At 66.6% G+C, this 22,516-nt stretch carries 18 protein-coding genes; 5 read left to right on the top strand and 13 right to left on the bottom strand.

Translation table 11 applies throughout. The annotated features are described in order from the left end of the window. Nucleotides 1-296 precede the first annotated feature (296 nt). On the bottom strand, nt 297-740 hold the full coding sequence (locus ESB00_RS04445) for a response regulator (protein ID WP_164976033.1): 444 nt from the start codon (nt 738-740) through the stop codon (nt 297-299). A 114-nt stretch (nt 741-854) separates the two neighbouring features. On the opposite strand from ESB00_RS04445, the gene ESB00_RS04440 reads away from it, so the two are divergent. Next, on the top strand, nt 855-1,352 hold the full coding sequence (locus tag ESB00_RS04440) for a VOC family protein (protein ID WP_129046518.1): 498 nt from the start codon (nt 855-857) through the stop codon (nt 1,350-1,352). Here the strand turns inward: ESB00_RS04440 and ESB00_RS04435 are convergent. The 6 genes from ESB00_RS04435 to ESB00_RS04410 form a co-directional block, all read right to left on the bottom strand. Beyond that, the gene (locus ESB00_RS04435) at nt 1,349-1,765 is read right to left on the bottom strand and encodes a response regulator (protein ID WP_129046517.1); all 417 of its coding nucleotides are present in this window, start codon (nt 1,763-1,765) and stop codon (nt 1,349-1,351) included. The genes ESB00_RS04440 and ESB00_RS04435 overlap by 4 nt on opposite strands. Next, on the bottom strand, nt 1,752-3,743 hold the full coding sequence (locus tag ESB00_RS04430) for a methyl-accepting chemotaxis protein (RefSeq protein WP_129046516.1): 1,992 nt from the start codon (nt 3,741-3,743) through the stop codon (nt 1,752-1,754). Before ESB00_RS04430 ends, ESB00_RS04435 begins: the two co-directional genes overlap by 14 nt. Before the next feature lie 291 nt (nt 3,744-4,034). Continuing rightward, nucleotides 4,035-4,775, bottom strand: a complete 741-nt coding sequence (locus ESB00_RS04425) for a response regulator (protein ID WP_164976032.1) — start codon at nt 4,773-4,775, stop codon at nt 4,035-4,037. A 1-nt stretch (nt 4,776) separates the two neighbouring features. Next, nucleotides 4,777-7,917 (bottom strand): PAS domain S-box protein, encoded by a 3,141-nt coding sequence (locus ESB00_RS04420; protein ID WP_129046514.1) that lies wholly within the window; start codon nt 7,915-7,917, stop codon nt 4,777-4,779. Between the two features lie 218 nt (nt 7,918-8,135). Beyond that, complete coding sequence (locus ESB00_RS04415) at nt 8,136-8,849, bottom strand: energy transducer TonB (RefSeq protein WP_129046513.1); 714 nt, start codon at nt 8,847-8,849, stop codon at nt 8,136-8,138. A 194-nt stretch (nt 8,850-9,043) separates the two neighbouring features. Further along, nucleotides 9,044-9,754 (bottom strand): energy transducer TonB, encoded by a 711-nt coding sequence (locus ESB00_RS04410; RefSeq protein WP_164976031.1) that lies wholly within the window; start codon nt 9,752-9,754, stop codon nt 9,044-9,046. 219 nt (nt 9,755-9,973) lie between these two features. On the opposite strand from ESB00_RS04410, the gene ESB00_RS04405 reads away from it, so the two are divergent. After that, entirely contained in the window at nt 9,974-10,900 is a 927-nt protein-coding gene (locus tag ESB00_RS04405) for a bile acid:sodium symporter family protein (protein WP_129046511.1), read from the top strand. Nucleotides 10,901-11,404: 504 nt separating this feature from the next. Here the strand turns inward: ESB00_RS04405 and ESB00_RS04395 are convergent. Together ESB00_RS04395 and ESB00_RS04390 are read right to left on the bottom strand one after the other, a co-directional pair. Beyond that, complete coding sequence (locus tag ESB00_RS04395) at nt 11,405-11,857, bottom strand: hypothetical protein (protein WP_129046510.1); 453 nt, start codon at nt 11,855-11,857, stop codon at nt 11,405-11,407. A gap of 204 nt (nt 11,858-12,061) precedes the next feature. Then, on the bottom strand, nt 12,062-12,433 hold the full coding sequence (locus ESB00_RS04390; protein ID WP_129046509.1) for a hypothetical protein: 372 nt from the start codon (nt 12,431-12,433) through the stop codon (nt 12,062-12,064). Nucleotides 12,434-12,662: 229 nt separating this feature from the next. On the opposite strand from ESB00_RS04390, the gene ESB00_RS04385 reads away from it, so the two are divergent. From ESB00_RS04385 to ESB00_RS04375, 3 genes are all read left to right on the top strand, one after another. Beyond that, entirely contained in the window at nt 12,663-16,073 is a 3,411-nt protein-coding gene (locus ESB00_RS04385) for a transglutaminase family protein (RefSeq protein ID WP_129046508.1), read from the top strand. A 270-nt stretch (nt 16,074-16,343) separates the two neighbouring features. Beyond that, nucleotides 16,344-18,809: a circularly permuted type 2 ATP-grasp protein gene (locus ESB00_RS04380; RefSeq protein ID WP_129046507.1), complete on the top strand. Its 2,466-nt coding sequence runs from the start codon at nt 16,344-16,346 to the stop codon at nt 18,807-18,809. A 144-nt stretch (nt 18,810-18,953) separates the two neighbouring features. Then, nucleotides 18,954-19,832, top strand: coding sequence for a transglutaminase family protein (locus tag ESB00_RS04375; protein WP_129046506.1), 879 nt, complete (start codon nt 18,954-18,956; stop codon nt 19,830-19,832). A 110-nt stretch (nt 19,833-19,942) separates the two neighbouring features. Here the strand turns inward: ESB00_RS04375 and ESB00_RS04370 are convergent, their stop codons facing one another. From ESB00_RS04370 to ESB00_RS04355, 4 genes are all read right to left on the bottom strand, one after another. Continuing rightward, the gene (locus ESB00_RS04370) at nt 19,943-20,350 is read right to left on the bottom strand and encodes a hypothetical protein (RefSeq protein WP_129046505.1); all 408 of its coding nucleotides are present in this window, start codon (nt 20,348-20,350) and stop codon (nt 19,943-19,945) included. A gap of 10 nt (nt 20,351-20,360) precedes the next feature. Further along, the gene (locus ESB00_RS04365) at nt 20,361-20,738 is read right to left on the bottom strand and encodes a VOC family protein (RefSeq protein WP_129046504.1); all 378 of its coding nucleotides are present in this window, start codon (nt 20,736-20,738) and stop codon (nt 20,361-20,363) included. A gap of 253 nt (nt 20,739-20,991) precedes the next feature. Next, nucleotides 20,992-21,963 (bottom strand): GTP cyclohydrolase FolE2, encoded by a 972-nt coding sequence (gene folE2 / locus ESB00_RS04360; protein ID WP_129046503.1) that lies wholly within the window; start codon nt 21,961-21,963, stop codon nt 20,992-20,994. A 49-nt stretch (nt 21,964-22,012) separates the two neighbouring features. Next, on the bottom strand, nt 22,013-22,492 hold the full coding sequence (locus ESB00_RS04355; protein WP_129046502.1) for a 6-pyruvoyl trahydropterin synthase family protein: 480 nt from the start codon (nt 22,490-22,492) through the stop codon (nt 22,013-22,015). Between the last annotated feature and the right edge of the window lie 24 nt (nt 22,493-22,516).

Raw genomic sequence — 22,516 nt, 5'->3', positions numbered from 1 at the left:
GCGCTCGCCCTGGGCCGGTGGCGTGTGGCGGTTGCCCTCCCGGGGGAGGATCGTCACGGCACCGGCACAAGGGCGGCGATTGGGCACGCGGTCACGACTGCGGGACGCAACCGCGCGGACGGCCATCTATCGGCGCAAAGCCGGCGGCGATTAACCCGGACATTTCACCCTGATGAACTATCCAGTCAGCCAACTGTCCGTTCGCCGTTCGGGCGGAGCGACTTGGCCGCGGCTCGCCCCGACAAAATCGGACCGACCGGGCGACGGCTTCTCCCCCAGGGTGTGAAGTAGCCGGGTTAAGTGCCGGTGGCAGGCAAGGGCGTGCGTGGCCCGAGAATTTCCCGCACCTGCGCCAGGAGCGTGGTCGGCAGGTAGGGCTTGGGCAGCACGCGGTCGGCACCGAGCTGGCGCGCCGACTTGAGAAAATCCATGCCGATGCTGGAGGCGTTGCCGGAGGCCGCGATGATGGTCGGGCGTTGCGGCCGCTGTTTCAGCTTCATGATCAGTTCATAACCGTCGAGCTCCGGCATGAGGATGTCGGTCACGAGCACCGCGACTTCGCGGCCGCGCAGTTTTTTGAGCGCGGTCTGCCCGTTGGTGGCGCTCTCCGCCTTGTAGCCGCACCGGCGGAGATACTCCGTCATCAGGTCGGCAATATCCTGATCGTCGTCCACAAAGAGCACATCCAAGCCGGCCGCGGTCGTCACGGTGGGGTTGGTTTGAGGCGAGGTGTTGGTCATCACTCCCATGAATCGGCTCCGGTCCGGCGAACTGAAGCCCCGGATTCCTGAGCCGGGCGAAACCCGAGCGGGAACCGGTTTTGCCTTCCGCGCAAACCCGTCCACCCTACGGACATGTCCTCCACTCCTCCCCTCGCCGCCGGTGTGCGCATCGGCCACGTGCATCTGAAAGTGGCCGATCTGCCGCGCGCGCTCGACTTTTACTGCGGGGTGCTCGGCTTCCAGCTCACCCAGCGCTATGGCCCGCAGGCCGCCTTCATCTCGGCGGGCGGCTATCACCACCATATCGGCCTGAACACCTGGGAAAGCCTCGGCGGCCGGCCACCGGCACGCGGCACGACGGGGCTCTTTCACACGGCGATCCTCTACCCCACCCGCGCGGACCTGGCCGACGCCCTGCGCCGGCTTATGGCCGCCGGCCTCCCGCTTGACGGAGCGAGCGATCATGGTGTGAGCGAGGCGCTCTATCTGCGTGATCCCGACCAGAATGGCGTGGAGCTCTACTGGGATCGCCCCGCCGCGCAGTGGCCGCGCACGCCGGCCGGCGAACTCGCCATGATTACCGCTCCGCTCGACTTGGAATCGCTGCTGGCGGAGAAACCGCCGGGTTAACCCGCCGCCACCTTCACCCCGGCAGGTCCGATCAGCTCATGCACGAGCCGGATAAGATGCGCCGGCTGGAACGGCTTGCCCAGCGTGCGGCTGGCGCCGAGCACGGAAGCCATCTTCAGCATACACTCCACCCGCCCCACGCCGGAACCGGACATGGCGATCACCGCGGGTGCGGGGATGCAACGGCGCAGCAGGCCGAGCAGCTCGATGCCGTCCACCTCGGGCATGAAGATATCGCTGATCACCAGCTCGTATCTTTGCCGGGCGAGCAAATCCATCGCCACCCGGCCTTCGCCCGCGACCTGCACGGCGTAACCGTGACGGCGGAGATACTCGGCCACGCTCTCGGCGAGCAGGTCGTCATCGTCCACCAACAGGATTCTCGGCTGCGGGGGAGCGTCAGGCCCGGGCATGATTTTGGCGCGCGGCACCGGCGTCGGCCGGCATGTCTTCAAAGAAATCGGCGCCGGCCGCCGGCTTGGCGGTCGACCCCGTCCGGGGAAACACCGGCGCGGCCGGCCGCTTGAGGGGCAGCGTCGGCGACACCACGGTCCCGGCGCTGCGGCCGTTGACGATCTGCATGAGCTCGTTGACGCAGCCCTTCAGGGTGACGGCCTGCGCGTTGAGCTCCTCCGCGGCGGCGGAGTTTTCCTCGGCGGAGGCGGCGTTGCCCTGCGTGACCTTGTCCATCTGGCTGACGGCGGTGTTGATCTGCACGATGCCCTCGTTCTGCTCGTGGCAGGCGGAGGCGATCTCGGCGACCAGGCTGTCGAGGCGGCGCGTGCGGTCCACGATGCCGGCAAACCCGCTTGTGACCTTGCCGCTGATGCCCACCCCCAGCTCGCTCATGCGCACGGCCTCGGCGATGGTGGAGGCGGTTTCCTTGGCGGCGCTGGCGCTGCGCTGCGCGAGGTTGCGGACTTCCTCGGCCACCACCGCGAAGCCGGCGCCGGCTTCTCCCGCCCGGGCCGCTTCGACGGCGGCGTTGAGGGCGAGGATGTTGGTCTGGAAGGCGATCTCGTCGATCGTCTTGACGATGGCGGCAACGCTGGAGCTGGCCTTCTGCAGGTCCGCCATGGCGGTGGACATCTGGTGCATGTCGGTGGCGCCGGCATCGGCCGCGGCGCGCGTCTCAGCGGCGAGCGCCTTGGCGGTGGCCGCGTGGTCGGCGTTGCGCTTGGTCATGCTGGAAAGCTCCACGAGGGAGGAACTGGTTTCCTCGAGCGACGCGGCCTGTTCGCTCGCGCCCGCCGCCAGCGACTGGCCGGCGGTCGAGACCTGGCCGGAGGCGGCGGTCACCTCGTCGGCCCCGGAACCGAGCTGCAGCGCGATGGCGCGCACCGGCCGCGAAATGCCGCGCGCGATCCACCAGACGACGAGCAGCACGGCGCCCAGCACGACCGCACCGGCGAGGAGGATCGTGTTGCGCAGCTTCCAAGCCCCGGCCAGCACCTCGCTCTCGCGGATGGTGATGCTGACGCACCAGGGCGTGCTCGATGAACCGATGCGCACGGGGACGCCGAAGCGGTAGGTCATGTCGTTCAGCGTGCGGGAGAAGCTTTCCGTCTCGAAAGCCTCGCCCTTCTTCAAATTGCCGAGGAAAGGCACAACCCAGGGGTCGGTGTCCTTCATCGGTTTGCCCAGACGTTCTGCCCTGGGATGGGCGGCATAAATTCCGGTGTTGGAGACGAGGGCCGCGTAGCCCGTCTCGCCCACCTTCACCTTGGCGATCTCGGCCCCGAGGGTCTCGAGCGGCAGGTCCACGCCGACCACGCCCGCGAACGTGCCGTCGGCGCGATTCACCGGCACCACGAGGCTGGTCATGAGCACGTCGCGGCCGGCGACTTTGTAGATGTAGGGCTCGAGGACCGTCTCCTGATTGCTGTGCTTGGCCAGCAGGTAGTAGTCGCCCGCGCCCTCGGTGGTGTAATCCACCAGCGGTTCGACGATGACCTTGCCACTGCCGCGGTTCCAATAGGCGATATAGCGACCGGTGGCGTCGTGGCCGGGCTTGTTCACGTAGTCGGCATCGCGGCCGTCAAAGGCATTCGGCTCCCACAGCGTCCACACGCCGATGTAGTCGGTGTTGCCCTCAAGGCTGCCGCGCAACATGGCGTCGGCCTGGGCCCGGGACGGATGCCCTTCCGCGAGAATGCCCTCCAGCGCCTCACTGAGGGTGCGGGCGGTTCCGATGGCGCGGCCCAAACGGTGCGCCATCTCGGCGCCGATGGCCTGGGCCTTGGTGCGGCTCAGGGCATTGGCCTCCTGCCGGGCGCTGTGCACCACGCGCAGGGTGGTCAGGGTGAGCAGAACGGCGAGTCCGGCGAGGACGGTCAGGCCGATCGAGAGGAGCATGCGGGTGTTCAATCCGCGTTGGCTGATGAGTTTCATGTGGGGGGATGCGTGGAATGCGAAAAGACACGGGTGCTGCCAGCGGAACGGAACGGGCCAAAAGCAAAAGGCACAGTCTCGCGCCGCCCTCCGAGAGGGTGATGCGTGACTGTGCCTTCGACTGGCAGGCCCGTATGTCCTGCCGGAGAAAGCTGCCTGCAACCGGGTTGCAAGCCTTCCGTGCCCCCCAATCGGCACGAACGGGCCCGGCTTGAGCCCAAATTCACCACTAGGGATAATCCTTGCGCGGCCGCGCGATCCGGGCCGGGCCGCTCTACCTTCTGCCCGTGTTCAGATGCCCGCGCCTTGCCCCTCGTTCCGGTTGAGCAGTTGCTCCAGCTGCTTGCGCAAATCGGCGAGGTCCTTGCTCTTGAAATTTTGCCGGGTGCGCTCCAGCACCTCGACCGTGCGGCGCAGGGCCGCCACATGGTCCACCTCGCGCAACCGGCCGGCCGCCCGGCGGTCGAGCGCCTGGGTGGCCCGTTCGAGATCGCTGAGCACGAGGATGGCCTGCCGCAGGGAGACGCGGATGAAGTCCTCCATCGCGCCATCCGCCGGCGTGCGCACCGAAAGCTGCTCGATCCGCGCCAGCTGCTGCTCCCAGTCGCGCAACCGCTGCCGGCCGGATTGAATCAGCGCCAGTTCCCGGAATTCGGCGATCGCCTGGTCGAGCACCTTGGTCAACTCAGTCATTTCCGGGGGCTTGGTCAGGTAGGCGGCGACAGGCAGCCGCACCGAGCGCGAGGCGGTCTCCACCGAAGGGCGTCCGGTGAGCAGGATGACGGGCAGCCCCGGGGCCGCCTGCACCGCCGCCTCGACCAGCTCGAGCGAGGTGTTGCCGGGCATGTGGATGTCGGAGATCAGGGCCTCGTAGGGCGCGGCCCGCAGTTTTTGCAGGGCCTCGCTGGCGTTGGGCGCGGTCTCACAATCATAGCCCAGACGGCGCAGCATCTCGGCCAGGCCTTCGCGGGCGGCCCGGTCATCGTCGGCGAACAGCACGCGTCCGCGGGATTCGGTGGGGGGATTTTCCATGTCAGGAGGTGGAGGAGGATTTGAGCGCATCGCGAACGACCCGGGACAGATCGGCGATGTCCAGCGGCTTGGCGACCAGCCCGTAGTCTGCGTGCGGCGGCACGGAATGGGTGCCGCCGGGGCTGTCATGCCCGCTCATCAGGAGGGCCGGCAGGCCGGGCCACCATTCGCGCATGCGGGCGATCAGCGCGGGCCCCGTGATGTGCGGCATCGTGCGGTCGGTCAGCAGCAGCTGGAACTGCGACGGCCCGGCCTTGAAACGCTCCAGCGCGGCGCTCGGGTCGGTGAAGGTCTCGACGCGGTAGCCGATCTTTCGCAGCATGGCGCCCACCGCGAAGCAGATGGATTCCTCGTCATCCACCACGAGCACGCTCTCGCCATGTCCGGGCACGATCGCCGAGCCGGACATCGGGGCCGTGCTGTCGGTGCCGGGATCCTCGGGGAAAAAGAGGTCAAAGGTCGTGCCCGCACCGGGCAGGCTGTGCACGAAGATGCCGCCGTGGTGGTTTTGCACGATGCCGTGCACCATCGCCAGTCCGAGACCCGTGCCCTCGCCGGGGCCCTTGGTGGTGAAAAACGGCTCGAAGATGTGCGCCAGCGTGGCGGCGTCCATGCCATGCCCGGTGTCCGTGACGGTGAGCTGGGCATAGGCGCCCGGTTGCAGGCCCGGGAGGGCGCAACAGGCCGCGGCGTCGAGCTGGCGCGACGCCAGCCGCACGGTGAGCCGGCCGCCGGATTCGCGCATCGCGTGGGCGGCGTTCGTGCAGAGGTTCATCACCACCTGGTGAATCTGCGACGCATCGGCGAGCACGGGCGGGGTCTCGGGGGAAAGGTCCTGCCTGATCTCGATGGTGGTGGGCAACGAAGACCGCAGCAGGCCCAACGCCTCCCGCACGATCAGCTGCAGGCGCTGCCGGAGCTTTTCGTGCGGCTGCTGGCGGCTGAAAGTGAGGATCTGCCGCACCAACTCCTTCGCCCGGCCGCTGGCCTGCCCGATCTCCTCCAGCCGGCGCCGCAGGTCCACTGGTTCGTGGATGTCCATCAGCGCCAGCTCCTGGTTCACGATGATCGCGGTCAGGATGTTGTTGAAGTCATGCGCGATGCCGCCGGCCAGCGTGCCGAGGGCCTCCAGCTTCTGGTTCTGCCGGAGCTGCTCCTCCAGCGCGGCCTTCCCTTCCTCGGCCCGCCGCCGCTCGGTGATGTCCTCGATCACGCTCAGCAGGCACCGCCGGCCTGAAACCTCGATCTGTTCGAACGAACAACGCGTGATCACACGCTGCTGCTGCTTGCCGCGAAACACATACTCGACATCCCGCGCCCAGCCCTCGCGCTGCATGCGCCGCATGAGGTCCTCGCGGTCAGCCTGGTTCTCCCAGATCCCGATCTCGACCGCCGTGCGGCCGATGACCTCCTCCCGGCTGTAGCCGGTGAGCCGCTCGAACCCAAGGTTCACGTCAATGTAGCGTCCGCTCGGGATCTCGGTGATCACCAGCGCCTGCGGGCTGGAGCGGAAGGCCCGTGCGAACTTCTCCTCCGATTCGCGCAGCGCCTGCTCGGCCTTGAGCGCGGTGGTGATGTCACGTGAAATGCGCAGGATGCACTTGCGTCCGCGAATGTGCACGATCTCGGCGCTCAGCTCGACCGTGACTTCGCGGCCGTCCCTCGTGCGGGCGGGGGTGCGCATCCCGCGGACCTTGCCGTCCCGGTTGAGCAGCTCCAGCATCCGGGCGCGCGGCTCCTCACTGGGAATCATGCCGAGCTCAAGCGCGGTCTTCCCGATGATTTCCTCCCGGCTGTAGCCGAAGAACGACACAATCGCATCGTTCACCTCGATATGCCGGCCGGTTTCGTAATCGACGATGGCACTGAAGTCGGGCGAAACCCGGAAGGCGGCGGCAAATTTCGCTTCCGACTCCCGCAGCGCCCGTTCGGCTTGGAGCTGCGCCGTGATGTCGCGTGAGGTCAGCAGCGCGCAGTCCCGGCCGCCCACGCGGATGAGCTCCGCATTGTTGAGCACCGTGATCACCCGGCCGTCGCGGGTGCGCGCGTTGAGCTGCAGGTCTCTCACCCTGCCGCGGTTCCGGAGCTCGTTGAGGGCGCCTAGGGTCACCGAAGCGTCCATGACGATGCCCAGTTCCGCCGGCGTGCGGCCGACGACCTCCTCCGGCTGGTAGCCGAAAAGTTCCTGGTGTGCCTGGTTGATCTCGAGGTAGCGGCCGTCGTCCAGGGAGGCTATGGACATGGCCTGCGGGCTCGCCCGGAAGGCCTTGGCGAACTTCTCTTCCGATTCGCGCAGGGCCTGTTCGGCCTCCTTGCTCTCCGTGATGTCCCGCCCCTCGGGAATGATCGCCACCACCGTGCCGCGCTCGTCACGCACGGGCTTGAGCGAGAAGTCGATGGTCAGCATCCGCCCCGCGGCCGTCGGGTGCGTCGTCTCGTAACGCACGAATTCCCCCTGCGCCGCCCGGCCGACGGCCTCGCGCAGCCGCGCCTGTTCCGCCGGGGAATGCGTCCACCAGGGTGTGTCCCAGAAATATTTGCCGACCACTTCCTCGCGGCTGACGCCGACCGCGTCGAGCGAGGTCTGGTTCGGCCGCAGCAGCCGGCCTTCGCGATCCAGCAGGCCGATGAACTGGAACGAGTGGTCGAGGATCGCCCGCAGCATCTCCTCGCTCCGCTGGCGCTCCTGCTCCGCCACCCGTTGCGCGGTGATGTCCTGCGTCGCATAGAGCACAAAGGCGCAGGCCCCGGTCTCGTCCAGCAGGGGCGAGATCGTCGTGCGCCCATGGAAAACACCGGCCGGCCCGCTCTTTTGCTCATCGTAGGTCAGGACCTGGCGGGTCTCGATCACCTGCCGGTATTGCGCCCGGATCGCCTCGACCGCCGCGGGCGGGAAACGAAACAGGGCCATCACCTCGTCGCAGGTCTTGCCGGCAAAATCCTCGGCCGTGTACCGGTAACCCACTGCATGAACCTTGCTCAGGTATTCGCGGTTGACCGACACCACGCGGAACAGCACGCCCGGCTCGACCCGGACGAGCATCATCATGTCCCGCGAGCTGTTGAAAATCATCGCCAGCTGCCGTTCCTGCACGCGCAGCCTCTGCTCCACCGTGTCAGGCATGGTCGGCTCAGGCGGCATGGGCAAACAGCGCCGCCCAGGCGGCCTCGGGACAAGGCGCCGGCAGGCGGGAATACGGTTTACGGTTCACAAGGAAGTCTGACTGGCCTGTCACCAGCATGCACCGCGCCCGTGCGCCCGCAAGTGAACACTCGCCCGCACCCGGCCAACCGGAGAACGCCGGCCCGCTAGGCGGGCCGGCGTCCGGGCACTGGCACACGACGGTGGCGGACCTACACCTACCTGTGGCCGCCGCCGAAATCAAACTCCTGCACCGCCGCGACCATCACGGGCCGGCCGCGACTGGTCGGCGGATCAAACTTCCAGCGCCGCACCGCCTGCACCGCCTGCGCCAGGAGGTAGGGATGCCCCGCCGGCTCCGCACAGGCGAAACGCACCTCGCCGCGCTCATCGATGTAGAAATGCACCTGCACGCGGCCGCTCACGCCGTCCTTGTTCGCGCCTTCCGCATACCGCGGGGCGTCCCCCGCCACCAGCTGCGGCGGCCGGTCGAGCTTCGCGGCGGAGCACAGCGCCGTTTTCACCGCCAGGTCGCCCGCCCCCTCCAGGTGATCGAAGAAAAAATGATTCAGCAGGTTGCTCGTGATCACCGCCCCCTCCAGGCTGTAATCGATCCGCAACTCCGTCTGCACCGGCACCGGCGTGCCGTCGAGCCGCGCCGGGATGAAGCGCCACTCGCCGAGCGCCTGCCGCGTCACCTCGGCCAGACGGGCGTGGGTGTGCGCCAGGATCATCGCGTCCTGCACCTTGCCCTCGGTGTCGATGCTCACGGCCGCGATCGCGTAACCGCGCGTGATGCCCGCGGTCTGCAGCGACGGCGGATACGCCGGCAGCGCGTTGTCGGGATGGATTCGGGCGGATTCGAACTGGGCGAAACCGGAAAGCGCGGCGGTGAGCAGCGCGGCAAGGGAAAGCACACGGGGGAATTTCATGGGGATCGGGATTCGCCCGGCATAAAACCGCGTCGTGGCGCATCCCTTCAATGGATCAGGATTTTCTTCGCCTTTTGCGAGGGGGAGCCCGCGCTCCGCACGGGCTTGGTCAGACCAACCACAATCCAGCCTGCGCGGCCGGCCCGCCGCAGGCTCGGCAAAGACCGGTACGCAGGCTCACCCCGCTCCGGCCCTCACTTCCCTTCCCCGCCAAACACAAACGCCTGGCTCGCCTCCACCGTCACCGGCCGGCCTTCGCGCGTGGGCGGCGTGAATTTCCACTCGCGCATGGCGCGCACGGCGATGCCCGACAGGTAGGGATGCGTCTCGGCCGACACCGCGGGCAAGCGCACCTGCCCGCGCTCATCCACAAAGAAAAACACCGTCACGCGCCCGGCCACGCCCTGCCGTTGGGCCTCGCTGGCATATGCCGGACTCACCCGGTTCAGCGCCTCCAGCGGACGGTCAATCTCGTTCCCCCGGCTGATGCGGTAGTCCAACGGGCGCCCGGCGACGCGCTCGAAGAAATCGCCCACCGTGTCCACCACCGTGCGGCTGATGACCGCGCCGGTCATGCTCAGGTTCACCGTGAATTTCACCCGCACCGGCACGCGCGCCCCGTCGTAGCGCGCGGGCGAAAAGCGCCAGCGCTGGATCGCCTCGCTGCACGGCGCAATGAGGTCCGCGTGCGAGGCCTCCAGCACCAGCCAGTCGGTCAGCTTGCCCTCGGCGTCCACATCCACCGCGAAGGTCACGCGCCCGTCGCGCAGGCCTTCCATCCGCAGCCGCGCGGGAATCTGCGGTTCAACGGTGACCACCACACCGGCCGACTCGAAGACCGGGGGCGGCACCGCCGCCGCACTCAGGCCCATGATCAGGAAGACGAGACAGAATTTAGGATTCATAACGGGAGGAATGCCGCGGCCAATATACTCCCGGGCGCCGCATTTTTCCAGTCGCGGACCGCCGGGTGGAGCCAGCGCTCCGCGCAGGCTTGCCGGACTTAACCGGTGCGAGGCGGAGCGACCTGCTCCCCCGGGCGCTGGCTCGAAACGCCCTCCCCGCCCCTTCATGCCACACTCCGGGCTCGCCAAGAAAAGCGGCAACCGGCTCACTCGCCGGCCATGTCGCGCGTGCTTACCCTGCTCACGAACGCCTTCCCCGTGTGGGTCGTGGCGTTGAGCACCGTCGCCCTGGCTCAACCCGCGTGGTTCGCGTGGTTCAGCGGTCCATGGATCACCTGGGGCCTCGCCGTCATCATGCTCGGCATGGGCCTCACTCTGACCTTCGACGACTTCCGCGGCATCGGCCGCATGCCCAAGGCCGTGGCGCTCGGCTTCGTTGGCCAGTTCACCATCATGCCGTTTCTTGGCTGGGCCATGGGCCGCGGCTTCGCGCTGGAAACACCCTACGCCGTCGGCCTCATCCTCGTCGCCTGCTGCCCCGGCGGCACCGCCTCCAACGTCGTCACCTACCTCGCCCGCGCCAACGTCGCTCTGTCCGTCGTGATGACCATGTGCTCGACCTTCGCCGCCGTGGCGATGACGCCCCTGCTCACGTCCTGGCTGGCCGGCACGCTCGTCGAGGTGGACGCCTGGGGCATGTTCAAGTCCACCGTGCAGATCGTGGTCGCGCCCGTCGTGGTGGGTCTGCTCGTGAACCGCTTCGCGCCGCGTCTCGTGCAACGCGTGCAGCTCGCCCTGCCGCTCGTGTCGGTCGTCGTCATCGCGCTAATCTGTGCCAGCATCATCGGCGGCAGTGCCGCGGCGGTGAAGGGCGCCGCGGGGCGGCTGCTCGGCGCGGTCTTCGGCCTGCACGCCGGCGGATTTCTGCTCGGCTACGTCGCCGCGCGCGTGCTGCGCTTCGACGTGAACGTCGCCCGCACCGTCTCGATCGAGGTCGGCATGCAGAACTCCGGCCTCGGCGTCGCCCTCGCGCGGAAGCATTTCCCCGACCCGCTCACCGCCGTCCCCTGCGCCATCTCCAGTGTCTTCCACTCCGTCATCGGCAGCATCCTCGCCGGCTGGTGGCGCTGGCGCAGCCGGGGCTGAATTCGCGTTACACAGAACGCGTCAGCGCCTTTAGAATTTACTTGGCCAGCAATTCGTTGCTTTCCCGATGCCGCGGCACCGGCTCTGAACGGCCTGTCTTCGGAGCAGAATACGGGGGCAGGCTGGACCCAGTTTGCCTCCCTGCGCTTGTTGCCCCGGTGTTCATTTGATGTGGCGGCTTGATGGGCTCGGAATTGGAGTTTCTGAAAATCCTGTCAGAACGGGCTCTGAGTCGAGCCATACTGAATGAACAAACTGATGCGGAATCATCACTCGCAATTCTTTCCCCTCTTCCCGGCTAAGAATTTCAGCTTCAATGTAGCACGGGTGAGACGAGTCGACTTCCTTACACGGCAGACAAAGGAGGCGTTCTTCTTCGGGTTCTCCGAGCTGGTCGGCCAAAGCCCGAAATGCAAAGTAGTACGAAGCAGGAAGGTCACCCCTCAAAAGTATATGGTGTGGTGCGGCTCTCATCTTATTTGCCTGCCTGACCCGTTGGGCCTTTCAGGCATACTTGTTATTCTCGATCTCTGAGATCGCCCAGCAATCCGCTTCCAGCTCCTTCAAGAGCCGAGCCTCGTATGCGTCGGTGGCAGGGTCGGTGTTGGCTTCATGGTGCCGCAATTTCCAGTGCGCGACCTCATGCAAAACGAGGTGAGTCATAAACCACTTCCGATCCAAGCCCTCATCAACTCGCCGGCGCCGTTGCTCTTCTGTGAGCGGGAACATCCGCGTCATTTGCGTGGCGATGGACCAATCGATACAACGCTTCAGCAGAATCTTTGGAGGAGAGAGGTCACACTTAATCTTGGCCATGCGAGTGTGATTGCGGTCAAGCCCACGAGCTTCCCAACCGAGTGCGACGGCAGCGTCGGCAACGTCATCGACCACGAGCAAGTTTCCCTTCGGAATTCCGTAATGGCTGCAGATCTCGGTGATGTGATCGAAGTGCTCCATGTGCCTATTTGCCCAGACATCATAGCTGAGCCACGAGCGCGGCTGGCGTGACTCGTGCCTCAGCACGAGGCATGACAGACGTGATCGTAGGCACTGGCGCCTTGTAAGGCTGATATTTCATTGGGAAATAGTGCGCGGTCCGCATAAGTTTCAGAAAAAATATATCGGGTGGCGGCAACTTGAGGCGTTCTAGAAAAAGACATGCTACTTGGTCGTAATCGAGCGCGCGACATGCATGACCACAATTCGCGCAGTGCCTTCAGCGCGAACCCTGGGGTTCGAACGAATCGCTTCGACGATTCGAGACAAAATCACCGCATTGGTTGGTTGCTCGGAGAAATCCACTATGGAGATTTGAGGGTTCAGGTTCTGGACCATTGCGATCGAATCAAAGTAGCCATCAACATAGGCGATCGCCCGCATTGCCTTGATGGAATCGATCTCGCCGATCTTTTCTCCGCTTGCTTTCTTGATGGCCAACTCGCAACCAACAAAGAGTTCCTCTGCGGTCATTGGGTTCGACTGCGCAAAGACGGAAGTATTGGCCAGTAAGAGTAGGATTAGAATGAAGCGCATGGGAATTGTGGTTTTAAGGGAAGGAGTGCTGGACGCCTAATAGATGTAAGGACCAACTGAGTTGGTCTATCACAGGAACGGTCATTTTACCAAACGACAGTCACTAAGCCTTTGAGTGGCAACACTCGTTTCGGTTGGGTTGCCCTTTGCCGGGCGATTTTCGGACCTGTAAAAGCTCAACCCGATTTCAAAGATTGGTCTGCCTCCTGCTTTGGCTAGGAACCTACCCATGGCCATTCACGTCGCGCTTAACCACCGGACCAGCTACCAATACGACCGCCCCGTCACCCTCGGGCCCCAGGTCATCCGGTTGCGCCCCGCCCCGCACTGCCGCACGCCCATCCTCAGCTACTCGCTGAAACTCACGCCGGCCAAGGGCCACTTCCTCAACTGGCAGCAGGACGCCTTCGGCAACTACCTCGCCCGCGTCGTCTATCCGGAAAAGGTCACCGAATTCCAGGTCGAGGTGGATGTCGTGGCCGAGATGTCGGTCTATAATCCCTTCGACTTCTTCCTCGAGCCCTACGCGGAAAAATTCCCGTTCACCTACGAGAAGAAACTCGCGACCGAGCTCGCCCCCTTCCTGCGCAAGAACGCCCGCAAGCCCAAGTTCGGCGCCTTCGTCGCGAGCATCGACCTCAAGCCGCAGCGCACGATCGATTTCCTCGTCGCCCTCAACAGCGCGGTCAACCGGATGGTCCGCTACGTCATCCGCATGGAGCCGGGCGTGCAGACGCCGGAGAAAACCCTGACGCTCGCCAGCGGCTCCTGCCGCGACTCCGCCTGGCTCCTCGTCAACGCCCTCCGCCACTGCGGCCTCGCGGCGCGCTTCGTCTCGGGCTACCTCATCCAGCTCAAGGCCGACCAGAAGGCCCTCGACGGCCCGAGCGGCGCGGAACAGGACTTCACCGACCTCCACGCCTGGTGCGAGGTCTATCTCCCCGGCGCGGGCTGGATCGGCCTCGACCCGACCTCCGGCCTCCTCGCCGGCGAGGGCCACATCCCCCTCGCCTGCTCGCCCGAGCCCTCCAGCGCCGCGGCCATCAGCGGCGGCGTGGACGAATGCGAGACCGAGTTCGATTTCGCGATGTCCGTCACGCGCGTCCACGAGTCGCCGCGCGTCACCAAGCCCTACACCGAGGAGCAGTGGGCGAAGATCGAGGCCCTCGGCCACGCCATCGACGCCGACCTCGTGAAACACGATGTGCGCCTCACCATGGGCGGCGAGCCGACCTTCGTCTCGCTCGACGATCCCGACGGCCCGGAGTGGAATTTCACCGCCGTCTCCCCAAAGAAACGCCAGCTCTCCGGCGAGCTCATCAAGCGCCTCCGCACCAAGTTCGCCCCCGGCGCCCTCCTCCACTACGGCCAGGGCAAGTGGTATCCCGGCGAGCAGCTGCCGCGCTGGTCCCTCGCGGCCTACTGGCGCAAGGACGGCATTCCGATCTGGCACGACGATTCCCTCATCGCCGACGAATCCAAGAATTACGGCCATGGCCCGAAGGAGGCCAAGGAACTCGCCACGCGTCTCGCCCAGACCCTTGGCGTCAACCCGAAGCATCTCATCCCCGGCTACGAGGACGCCTTCTACTACACGTGGAAGGAGCGCCGCCTGCCGTCGAACGTCACGCCCGACAAGACCAACCTCAAGGACAAGCTCGAACGCGAGCGCATCGCCCGCATCTTCCAGCAGGGCCTCGACTCCGTCGTTGGTTACACGTTGCCGATCAAGCGCACCCTCATCGGCAACCAACCGGGGTGGATCTCCGGTTCGTGGTTCCTGCGCGACGACGACACGCTCTGGCTGATCCCCGGCGATTCGCCCATGGGCCTGCGGCTGCCGCTCGATTCGATTCCTTGGGTCGCGGAAAAGGATTACCCGTGGAACTACCCGCAGGACCCGTCGATCAAGCTCGGCGCCCTGCCCAAGGAGATGCCCTACGACCTCCGCCGCCTCGCCGCGATCCGCGCGGGCCAGCGCGTGCTCGCCGGCGCCAATTCGCCGACGCCCGCCGGCTACGGCCCGGGTCAGCGCGCGCAGAAGGCCGAGGAACTCCCTCCCCTCCCGCCGCCGGAGTCCGACCCCAACCGCCGCCCACAGCAGGGCGAGAGCGCGCCGTGGATCATCCGCACCGCGCTCTGCGTGCAACCGCGTGACGGACGGCTCCACGTCTTCATGCCGCCGGTGACCACGACCGAGGATTACCTCGACCTCATCTCCGGCATCGAGACCACCGTCACCGAGATGGGCGTGCCCGTCATCATCGAGGGCGAGGCCCCGCCGAAGGATCCGCGGATCAACAAGCTCGCCGTCACCCCCGACCCGGGCGTCATTGAGGTCAACCTCCACCCGAGCAAGACCTGGGACGAGCTCGTCCAGCGCACGACCGTGCTCTACGACGAGGCCCGGCAGACCCGCCTCGGCACCGAGAAGTTCATGCTCGACGGCCGCCACTCCGGCACGGGCGGCGGCAACCACATCCTCATCGGCGGCGAGACACCCTCCGACTCGCCCGTGTTGCGCCGCCCCGACCTGCTCCGCTCGCTGGTCGCCTACTGGCAGAACCACCCATCGCTCAGCTGGCTGTTCTCCGGCCTGTTCATCGGCCCGACCTCGCAGGCCCCGCGCATCGACGAGGCGCGCAACGACTCGCTCTACGAGCTGGAGATCGCGTTCAAGGAAATGGACCGCCAGCTCGGGATGTTCAACAACGTGCCGCCGTGGATGGTGGACCGCCTTTTCCGCAACCTGCTCGCCGACTCGACGGGAAACACCCACCGCGCCGAGTTCAGCATCGACAAGCTCTTCGCGCCTGAGAGCGCCACCGGCCGCCTCGGCCTCGTGGAGATGCGCGCCTTCGAGATGCCGCCGCACGCGCGCATGAGCCTCGCCCAGCACCTGCTGCTGCGCGGCCTCGTGGCGAAATTCTGGAAGGAGCCCTACAAGAACGGCCTCGTCCGCTGGGGCACCGACATGCACGACCGGTGGATGCTGCCGCATTTCAACCGCACCGACTTCAATGACGTGATCCGCGACCTGCGCCTCGACGGCCAGCCCTTCGAGGCCAACTGGTTCGACCCGCACTTCGAGTTTCGTTTCCCGCGCGTCGGCGACTTCAACGTCCGCGACATCCACGTCGAGTTGCGCGCCGCGCTTGAACCTTGGCACGTCCTCGGCGAGGAGCCCGGCCCGGGCGGCACCGTGCGTTACGTGGACAGCTCGCTGGAGCGCCTGCAGGTCAAGGCCACCGGACTCATCGGCGACCGCTTCGTGCTCACGGCCAACGGCCACCGCGTGCCGCTGCACCCGACCGGCGTCAACGGCGAGGGCGTGGCCGGCGTGCGCTTCCGCGCCTGGCAGCCGCCCGAGTGCCTGCACCCCACGATCCCCTCGCACGCCCCGCTGGTGTTCGACCTGGTGGACACCTGGAACAAGCGCTCGCTCGGCGGCTGCACCTACCACGTCGCCCACCCGGGCGGCCGCAGCTACGAGACCTTCCCGGTGAACTCCTACGAGGCCGAGAGCCGCCGCCTCGCGCGCTTCCAAAGCCTCGGCCACACCCCCGGCGGCATGCGGGCAAACCTCCCGCCCGCCGGGAAGCCAGAGCTGCCGTTCACGCTGGATCTAAGAAATCCATGAACCGATCCGTTACTTAACCACTAATGCCTCCCCTAACGGTTCGGCTTACTTGTTCCCCTTCGCCTAATCGGCTCCGGATTGGGTTTCGGGGGGCGGCTAATCGCCGCCATAAAAATCAGTTTTCCTGTCGGCGATTAGCCGACGCCTCCGACCCAATTGCGGAGCCGATCAGGCGGAGCGGACCTTGTAGCAACACCGGTAGGTGGTGCCATTAGTGGTTAAAACCATCTCCCCTCTTGCCTGCCCTTGTCGTTTTGGAAGACTCCCCCCATGTCCGCGCCCGGCTCCAGCGCCCGCACCCTGCTCCACGGCTATGCCCCCAAGGGCAGCCGGTTCGACGAGTGCGTTGACGCCGCCGGGCACCTGCGGCCCGCCTGGGCGCAGTTTTTCAGTCACCTGCACGGCAACCCGCACGTCGCGCTCGCCGCCGCCAACGAGGCCGGTCACCGCGCGATCGTCGAGCAGGACGTGAACATGAACGTCTATCGCGGCGAGCGCGCCGGCGCCCAGCTCTGGCCGCTCGACGTGCTGCCGCTGCTCATCGGCGCGGACGAGTGGGCCGACCTCACCCGCGGCCTCAAGCAGCGCGCCCACCTCTTCAACGAACTGCTCCGCGACCTCTACGGCGAACAGCGTTTCCTCAAGGGCGGACTCATGCCCGCCGCGCTCGCGATGCAGAACCCGCATTTCCTGCGCCCCGTGTCCGGCCTCTCCCGCCGCACGCCGGTCTTTCTCCACACGCTGGCCGTGGACATCGCGCGCTCGCACGACGGCCGCTGGTGGGTGATCGAGGACCGCCTCGACGCGCCCTCCGGCCTCGGCTACTCGCTCCAGAACCGCATCATCACGCGCCAGGCGCTGGCCGACGTGTTCCACCACGCGCCCGTGCGGCGGCTCTACAATTTCTTCCACGACTACCGCGAGTCGCTCGAAAGCCTCGCGCCGTGCAGCGACGACCCGCGCATCGTGCTGCTCTCGCCCGGCTCGGCCAACGAAACCTATTTCGAACAGGCCTACCTCGCCAACTACCTCGGATACACCCTCGTCGAGGGCGAGGACCTCACCACGCGCGGCCGCAAGGTCTTCCTCCGCACCGTCGGCGGCCTCCAGCAGGTGGACGTCGTGCTGCGCCGGCTCGACTCCGAGTATTGCGACCCGCTCGAGCTCGATGCCGCGTCCCTGCTCGGCGTGCCCGGCCTGCTGCACGCGGCCCACTCGGGCCACGTCGCCCTCGCCAACGCCCCCGGCTGCCGCGCGCTGGAAACCCCGGCGCTGCTGGGCTTCCTCGAACCGCTCTGCCGCCAGGTGCTGGGCGAGGACCTGTTCATGCCCCACGCCGCCACCTGGTGGTGCGGCCAGGAAGGCCCGCGCGACTACGTGTTGGACAACCTCGCCAGCCTCGTGGTGAAGCCCACCTTCCGCACCGCCGGCTCCGCCGCACCCCGCTACGGTGCGTGGATGGGCAAGGCCGCGCGCCACGCCCTCGCCGACGAGATCCGCGCCAACCCCTCCGCGTGGTGCGCGCAGGAGCGCGTCTTCCACAGCACCACGCCCGGCTGGCACGAGGGTGCCCTGCGACCCATGCCGTTCATCACCCGGCTCTACGTCGCGTGGCACGACGGCGACTACATCGTGATGCCCGGCGGCCTCACCCGCTGCAACCCGCGCGGCGAGGACATGATCGTCTCCCTCCAGCAGGGCAGCGTGTCGAAGGACACCTGGATCCTGCACGAGGGCCTGCCCGACGACCCGCCCATCCTGCTCAGCTCGCGCCCGGCCGAAACGCTGCGCCATCCGGCGGCGACGCCAAGCCGCACGGCGAACAATTTCTTCTGGCTCGGCCGCTACCTCGAGCGGGCCGGCGCCCTGGCCCGCCGCCTCGAGAAACTCGAGGCCCTGCTTCACGACGAGATCGCCCTGCTCGACCCCGAGGTGCCGCACGACACGCTGGCGTTGCTGTTCCGCATGCAGGATCTGCCGCCCGCCGGCGCGGAGGCCGACCTCGACCAGCTCGCCGCGCTCGTGCGCAAGGCCGCGGACGATCCGTCCCGTTCCTCCAGCCTCACCGCCACCGTCGCCAACCTCGTGCGCCTGCTCGAGACGCTCAAGGTCCGCCTGCCCCACGAGGCCTGGCAAATGATCCGCCACCTGCGCCAACGCCGCAAGGCCGGCGACACCGTCGCCTGCGCCTGGCTCCGGCAACACCTGACCGCGCTCGAAGGCCTCACGCTCGAGTCGATGCCGCACGACACCGGCTGGCACTTCCTCCAACTCGGCCGCCGCCTCGAGCGCGCCCAGCAGCTGCTCGGCCTCCTGCAGGCGCTCCTGCCCGCCGAGGCCGGCGGCAAGCCGCCCACGGAATTCCGGCTGCAAACGCTGCTCCATCTCGCCGACGCCCTCTTCACCTACCGCCACGCCTACCACGGCGCGGTGGACACCGGCGCCGTCATCGACTGGCTCGTCATCTCCGCCGACAACCCGCGCAGCCTCCGCTTCCAGGCCGACGAGATCAACCGCCACCTCGCCACGCTGCCTTTGGATCTCGCCCCGCGCGCCGTCGCCGCGTTGCGCCACCAGTCGGTGCGGGTGCTCGGCGGCATCCACCTCAACGACGCCGCCCGCCTGGCCACGCACCCGGCCGAGGCCGCCCAGCTCTTGCGCGACCAGCAGCGCCACCTCGCCGCCCTCAACGACGAGCTGAGCCACATCTACTTCTCCCACGCGGAGGGCCGGTGATGAACACCTGCGCACACCCCATTTCCGGAGGACCGAGCTCCCGCGAGGCCGTAGCCGCGTTGGAGCATGGCGAGAACGTGGGGCATTTTTCTCCACGCTTTCGGCATGCCTCAAGCGCGGCTAACGGCTGCGGAGCCACCTGACATGCCCCACTACCGCATCACCCATCAGACCGTCTATCAGCACGCCGCCGCGGCCGGCGCAGCGTGGCAGATGCTGCAGCTGCGGCCGCGGGCCGAGGCGGCGCAGGAGTGCCTGGACTTCCAGCTTGAGCTGCACCCCGCCGCACCCGACCTCTCGACCCGCGAGGATTTCTTCGGCAACACCCGGCACTTCTTCTCCGTGCGCGAACCGCACCGCGAACTTTCCATCACGAGCCACGCCGTCGTCCGACGCGAGGCCCCGGCGCTGCCGCTGGCCGGCCTGAGTCCTTCCCTCGTCGAGGCGCGCGAGCGCGTGCGCCACGCCATCTCAACCGGAGAAAGATTCCTGCTGGAACAATACCTCGGCCCGACGACGCTCGTGCCGCTCCTGCCGGGCACCCGGGAGCTTGCCGACGGCCTGGACCCGGCCATCCCGGTGCTCGCCTGGATCGAGGAACTGGGCCGGCGCTTTGCGGAGGAGTTCACCTTTGATCCCACCGCAACCGACGTGAGCACGCCGCTGGCCGATGCGCTCGAGAAGAAGCGCGGCGTCTGCCAAGATTTCACCCACCTGTTCCTGAGCTGTGTGCGCCAACACGGCCTGCCCGGCGCCTACGTGAGCGGCTACCTGCTCACCGAACCGCCGCCCGGCCAGCCCCGCCTGCGCGGCGCCGACGCCATGCACGCGTGGGTCTCGGTCTTCGTGCCCGAGGTCGGCTGGGTGGACTACGACCCGACCAACGCTTGCTTCCCCGCCGCCGGCCACATCGTCGTGGCCCGCGGCCGCGACTACGCCGACGTGAGCCCCACGCGCGGCGTCTTCACCGGCAGCTACTCGCCCCTCCTCCGCGTCGAGGTGACGGTCGAGCCGACGACGTAGCCGGGCATCGCCCGGCTACGTCAGTTTAAGTCTGAAGTTTATGTCATCGGTCGAAGTCGGCCGGCCTTGGGGTTCCGTCTTAAACTTCAACTTAAAACTTAAACTACCCGTCATGCCGCCACCGGCTCGTGCTGAAACCGAGTGACGAGTCCGCGCAGGCCGTCGAGCAGCGACTCGAACAACTGGTCGTAGGCCTCGTCGTCCATGCCCACCGGCTGGCGGCAGGAGGCGCGGATGATCGCACCGCCCTCGCCGTCGGTCTGCACACGCAGCGCCACGACCGCCAGCCAGCCCGAGACGTGGCGGAGCCGCAGGTCGATCTCCCCGGAAATGTCGTCCACCTTGGTCTCGACCGCGAGCTCGCCAAGGGCGGTGTAGGCCCACCAGCCCTCGCGGTGGAGTTCCACCCATTCGCAGAGGCCGCCGGTCCAGGCGGGCAGGTTTTCGATGTCGGCGAGAAAGTTGAAAGCCGACGCGCGTGGCGCGGCGAGGGTGAGCGTGAGGAGACGGTTTTGCATGGTCGGGAAATCAGACGGAGCCTTTGCGTTGGTGGAGGAACACTTCGTTGCCGTCGGGATCACGGAAGCCGATGCTGCGGCACGCATCGCAATCATGCGGGCCCCAACTCGGCGAGAGCCCCGCTGCCTTCACCGTGGCAATGGCGTCGTCGTAGTTCGTAACCTCCAGCGCCACGCCCGGTCCGCCTGAGGCCGGCACAGCGGTGCCGCCAAAGTTCGTTATGGCCAACCCGCTCGGCCCGGCCTCGTATTCGATCCACCATTGGCCGGGCGCAAACTCGGCCTGCGTGCCCACCCTGAGGCCGAGGATGCCCTCGTAAAAATTTCGCGCGCGGGCGACGTCGGTAACGTGGTAGAGGGCGAAGGCGATGCCGGTGACTTGGAGCATGGGGAATCCGAGGATGCTCCCACTCTACCACCCCACGCTGACAGCCCTATGTCAGGAGTGGTTCAGCGATGCAGATGTGGTGCACGTGCGCGCGATCTGGCAGGTGATCCGAGCCACCGGGATCTGCGAAAACCCCAAGCCTCAGGTTTCAAACGCCAAAGAAATCTCAGTTTCCAATTTCGAAACCCTCCGACCGCATTGGCGTTAGAACTTTTTGGCGATAGTGATTTGCGCGCCCGGCGGAGCGACCGGCTCAGCACAGCAATGAGCCGAAGTCCATGAAGTCGGCGTCGAAGCCGCCCTTCACGCCCTTGCAGATCACGCTCACGGCGTCGTGCGAGTGCAGCGACTCCAGGTGCGAGCAGGCGATCCGGAAATCCTTGATGCGCTTGTCGCGATCGAACGCGAGATAGAGCAGCCGCGCAGCGTCCTCGACGAACTTCAGGTAGGCGCCGTTGAGCTCGGCAAAGGCCTGCTCGTCCTCGCGCTTCACCATGACCTGCGTCTCGGTCTGCAGCGCCTGCAGGCAGAGCGCGTGGACGTCCTCGATCCAGATCTTTTTCCCCTCGGACTCCTCGAGCGTGATGCGCGCCTTGCTGCGCTGGGAGTGCGGCACTCCATAGGCCCCTCGCCGGTCGCGGGCGTGCTCGGTAAGTTCGGCGGAACACGGGCAGGCCGACGAATAGACGAAGTCGAAGTGGATGAAGCGGCGGTAGCGTCCGTCGCGCGTCATCACGCCCTCGAACGCCACGTCGTAGAACTGGAAGCCCTCGAGATCCGTGCGCAGGCTTTTCCGCAACATCGGGTAGGAGAACGCGATTTTCAGCCGCGCGTCCTTCGTCTCCACCTTGCGCAGGTAGGCCTTCAGGATCTTGCCCATCCATTCGCCGGTGGTGACGCCGTCGCGGTGCTCGTAGAACGTCCGCATGATGCGGCTCATGTTGATGCCCTTCAGGTCGGCCTCGAGGGAGACCGTGCCGGTGACGCTGGTCTCGAGCGTGAGGATCTTGCCGCCCTTCGTGCGGTATTTGAGCGGCAGCTTGAAGTTGTGGATGCCGACCTGCTGGATCGGCACGTTGGCCCCCTGGATGGCGTCGTGCGCGGCGTCCATCATGTCGGGCAGCGTCGCACGGTAGGCGGCGTCGGGCTTGAACTTCCTGTCGTAACCCCGCTTCACCCGCGGCGGCTGGCCCTGGTTGGAGCGGTGGAGATACATCGGATTCATGGGATTCGTTTTTGGTTGGTGCAGGCGGGTGACGTAACCGCCCGAAACATCAGTGGTGGGCCGGGCCGAAGAACTCGGCGTAGTTGCGCGGCGTCTCGTAGAGCCTCACGCAGTGCAGCCTGGCGGGCAGCGGAATGTGCGAGACGATCTCGTGCCAGAAGGCGATGACGAGGTTCTCGGTCGAGGGAATGATGCCGCGCAGGAAGTCCACCTCGTCGTTGAGGTTGCGGTGGTCGCACTTGTCCACGACGGCGCGGTGCAGGATCTTCTTCAGGCGTGCCAGGTCGATGATGTAGCCGGTGACCGGATCGGGCTGCCCCTTGACCGTGACCTCGAGCACGTAGTTGTGACCGTGCCAGTGCGGGTTGGTGCAGAGGCCGTATTGCTTCTGGTTCCAGGCTAGGCTTTTGGTCGGGTTGTAGAGCCGGTGCGCCGAGTTGAAGTGCACCTGCCGCGTGATGAACACCGTGCCCGCGAGCGCCCGCACGGACGGCTCCCGGTTTTTGCGCGTGTTGGTCTTTTTCGGCATGGAGGGTCAAGCGAAGCGAGATTG

Origin of the sequence: Oleiharenicola lentus (assembly GCF_004118375.1) — a bacterium.
GTDB classification, from domain to species: domain Bacteria; phylum Verrucomicrobiota; class Verrucomicrobiia; order Opitutales; family Opitutaceae; genus Lacunisphaera; species Lacunisphaera lenta.
Note: the sequence above shows the minus strand (reverse complement) of the source record. Positions and strands in the feature narration are given on the sequence as shown.

Coding starts and splice junctions, on each gene's coding strand:
- ESB00_RS04395 (WP_129046510.1), bottom strand. CDS start 11,857: ATGGAGCACTTCGATCACATCACCGAGATCTGCAGCCATTACGGAATT.
- ESB00_RS04425 (WP_164976032.1), bottom strand. CDS start 4,775: ATGGAAAATCCCCCCACCGAATCCCGCGGACGCGTGCTGTTCGCCGAC.
- folE2 (WP_129046503.1), bottom strand. CDS start 21,963: ATGAATCCGATGTATCTCCACCGCTCCAACCAGGGCCAGCCGCCGCGG.
- ESB00_RS04370 (WP_129046505.1), bottom strand. CDS start 20,350: ATGCAAAACCGTCTCCTCACGCTCACCCTCGCCGCGCCACGCGCGTCG.
- ESB00_RS04420 (WP_129046514.1), bottom strand. CDS start 7,917: ATGCCGCCTGAGCCGACCATGCCTGACACGGTGGAGCAGAGGCTGCGC.
- ESB00_RS04440 (WP_129046518.1), top strand. CDS start 855: ATGTCCTCCACTCCTCCCCTCGCCGCCGGTGTGCGCATCGGCCACGTG.
- ESB00_RS04365 (WP_129046504.1), bottom strand. CDS start 20,738: ATGCTCCAAGTCACCGGCATCGCCTTCGCCCTCTACCACGTTACCGAC.
- ESB00_RS04415 (WP_129046513.1), bottom strand. CDS start 8,849: ATGAAATTCCCCCGTGTGCTTTCCCTTGCCGCGCTGCTCACCGCCGCG.
- ESB00_RS04405 (WP_129046511.1), top strand. CDS start 9,974: ATGTCGCGCGTGCTTACCCTGCTCACGAACGCCTTCCCCGTGTGGGTC.
- ESB00_RS04375 (WP_129046506.1), top strand. CDS start 18,954: ATGCCCCACTACCGCATCACCCATCAGACCGTCTATCAGCACGCCGCC.
- ESB00_RS04390 (WP_129046509.1), bottom strand. CDS start 12,433: ATGCGCTTCATTCTAATCCTACTCTTACTGGCCAATACTTCCGTCTTT.
- ESB00_RS04355 (WP_129046502.1), bottom strand. CDS start 22,492: ATGCCGAAAAAGACCAACACGCGCAAAAACCGGGAGCCGTCCGTGCGG.
- ESB00_RS04435 (WP_129046517.1), bottom strand. CDS start 1,765: ATGCCCGGGCCTGACGCTCCCCCGCAGCCGAGAATCCTGTTGGTGGAC.
- ESB00_RS04430 (WP_129046516.1), bottom strand. CDS start 3,743: ATGAAACTCATCAGCCAACGCGGATTGAACACCCGCATGCTCCTCTCG.
- ESB00_RS04385 (WP_129046508.1), top strand. CDS start 12,663: ATGGCCATTCACGTCGCGCTTAACCACCGGACCAGCTACCAATACGAC.
- ESB00_RS04380 (WP_129046507.1), top strand. CDS start 16,344: ATGTCCGCGCCCGGCTCCAGCGCCCGCACCCTGCTCCACGGCTATGCC.
- ESB00_RS04410 (WP_164976031.1), bottom strand. CDS start 9,754: ATGAATCCTAAATTCTGTCTCGTCTTCCTGATCATGGGCCTGAGTGCG.
- ESB00_RS04445 (WP_164976033.1), bottom strand. CDS start 740: ATGACCAACACCTCGCCTCAAACCAACCCCACCGTGACGACCGCGGCC.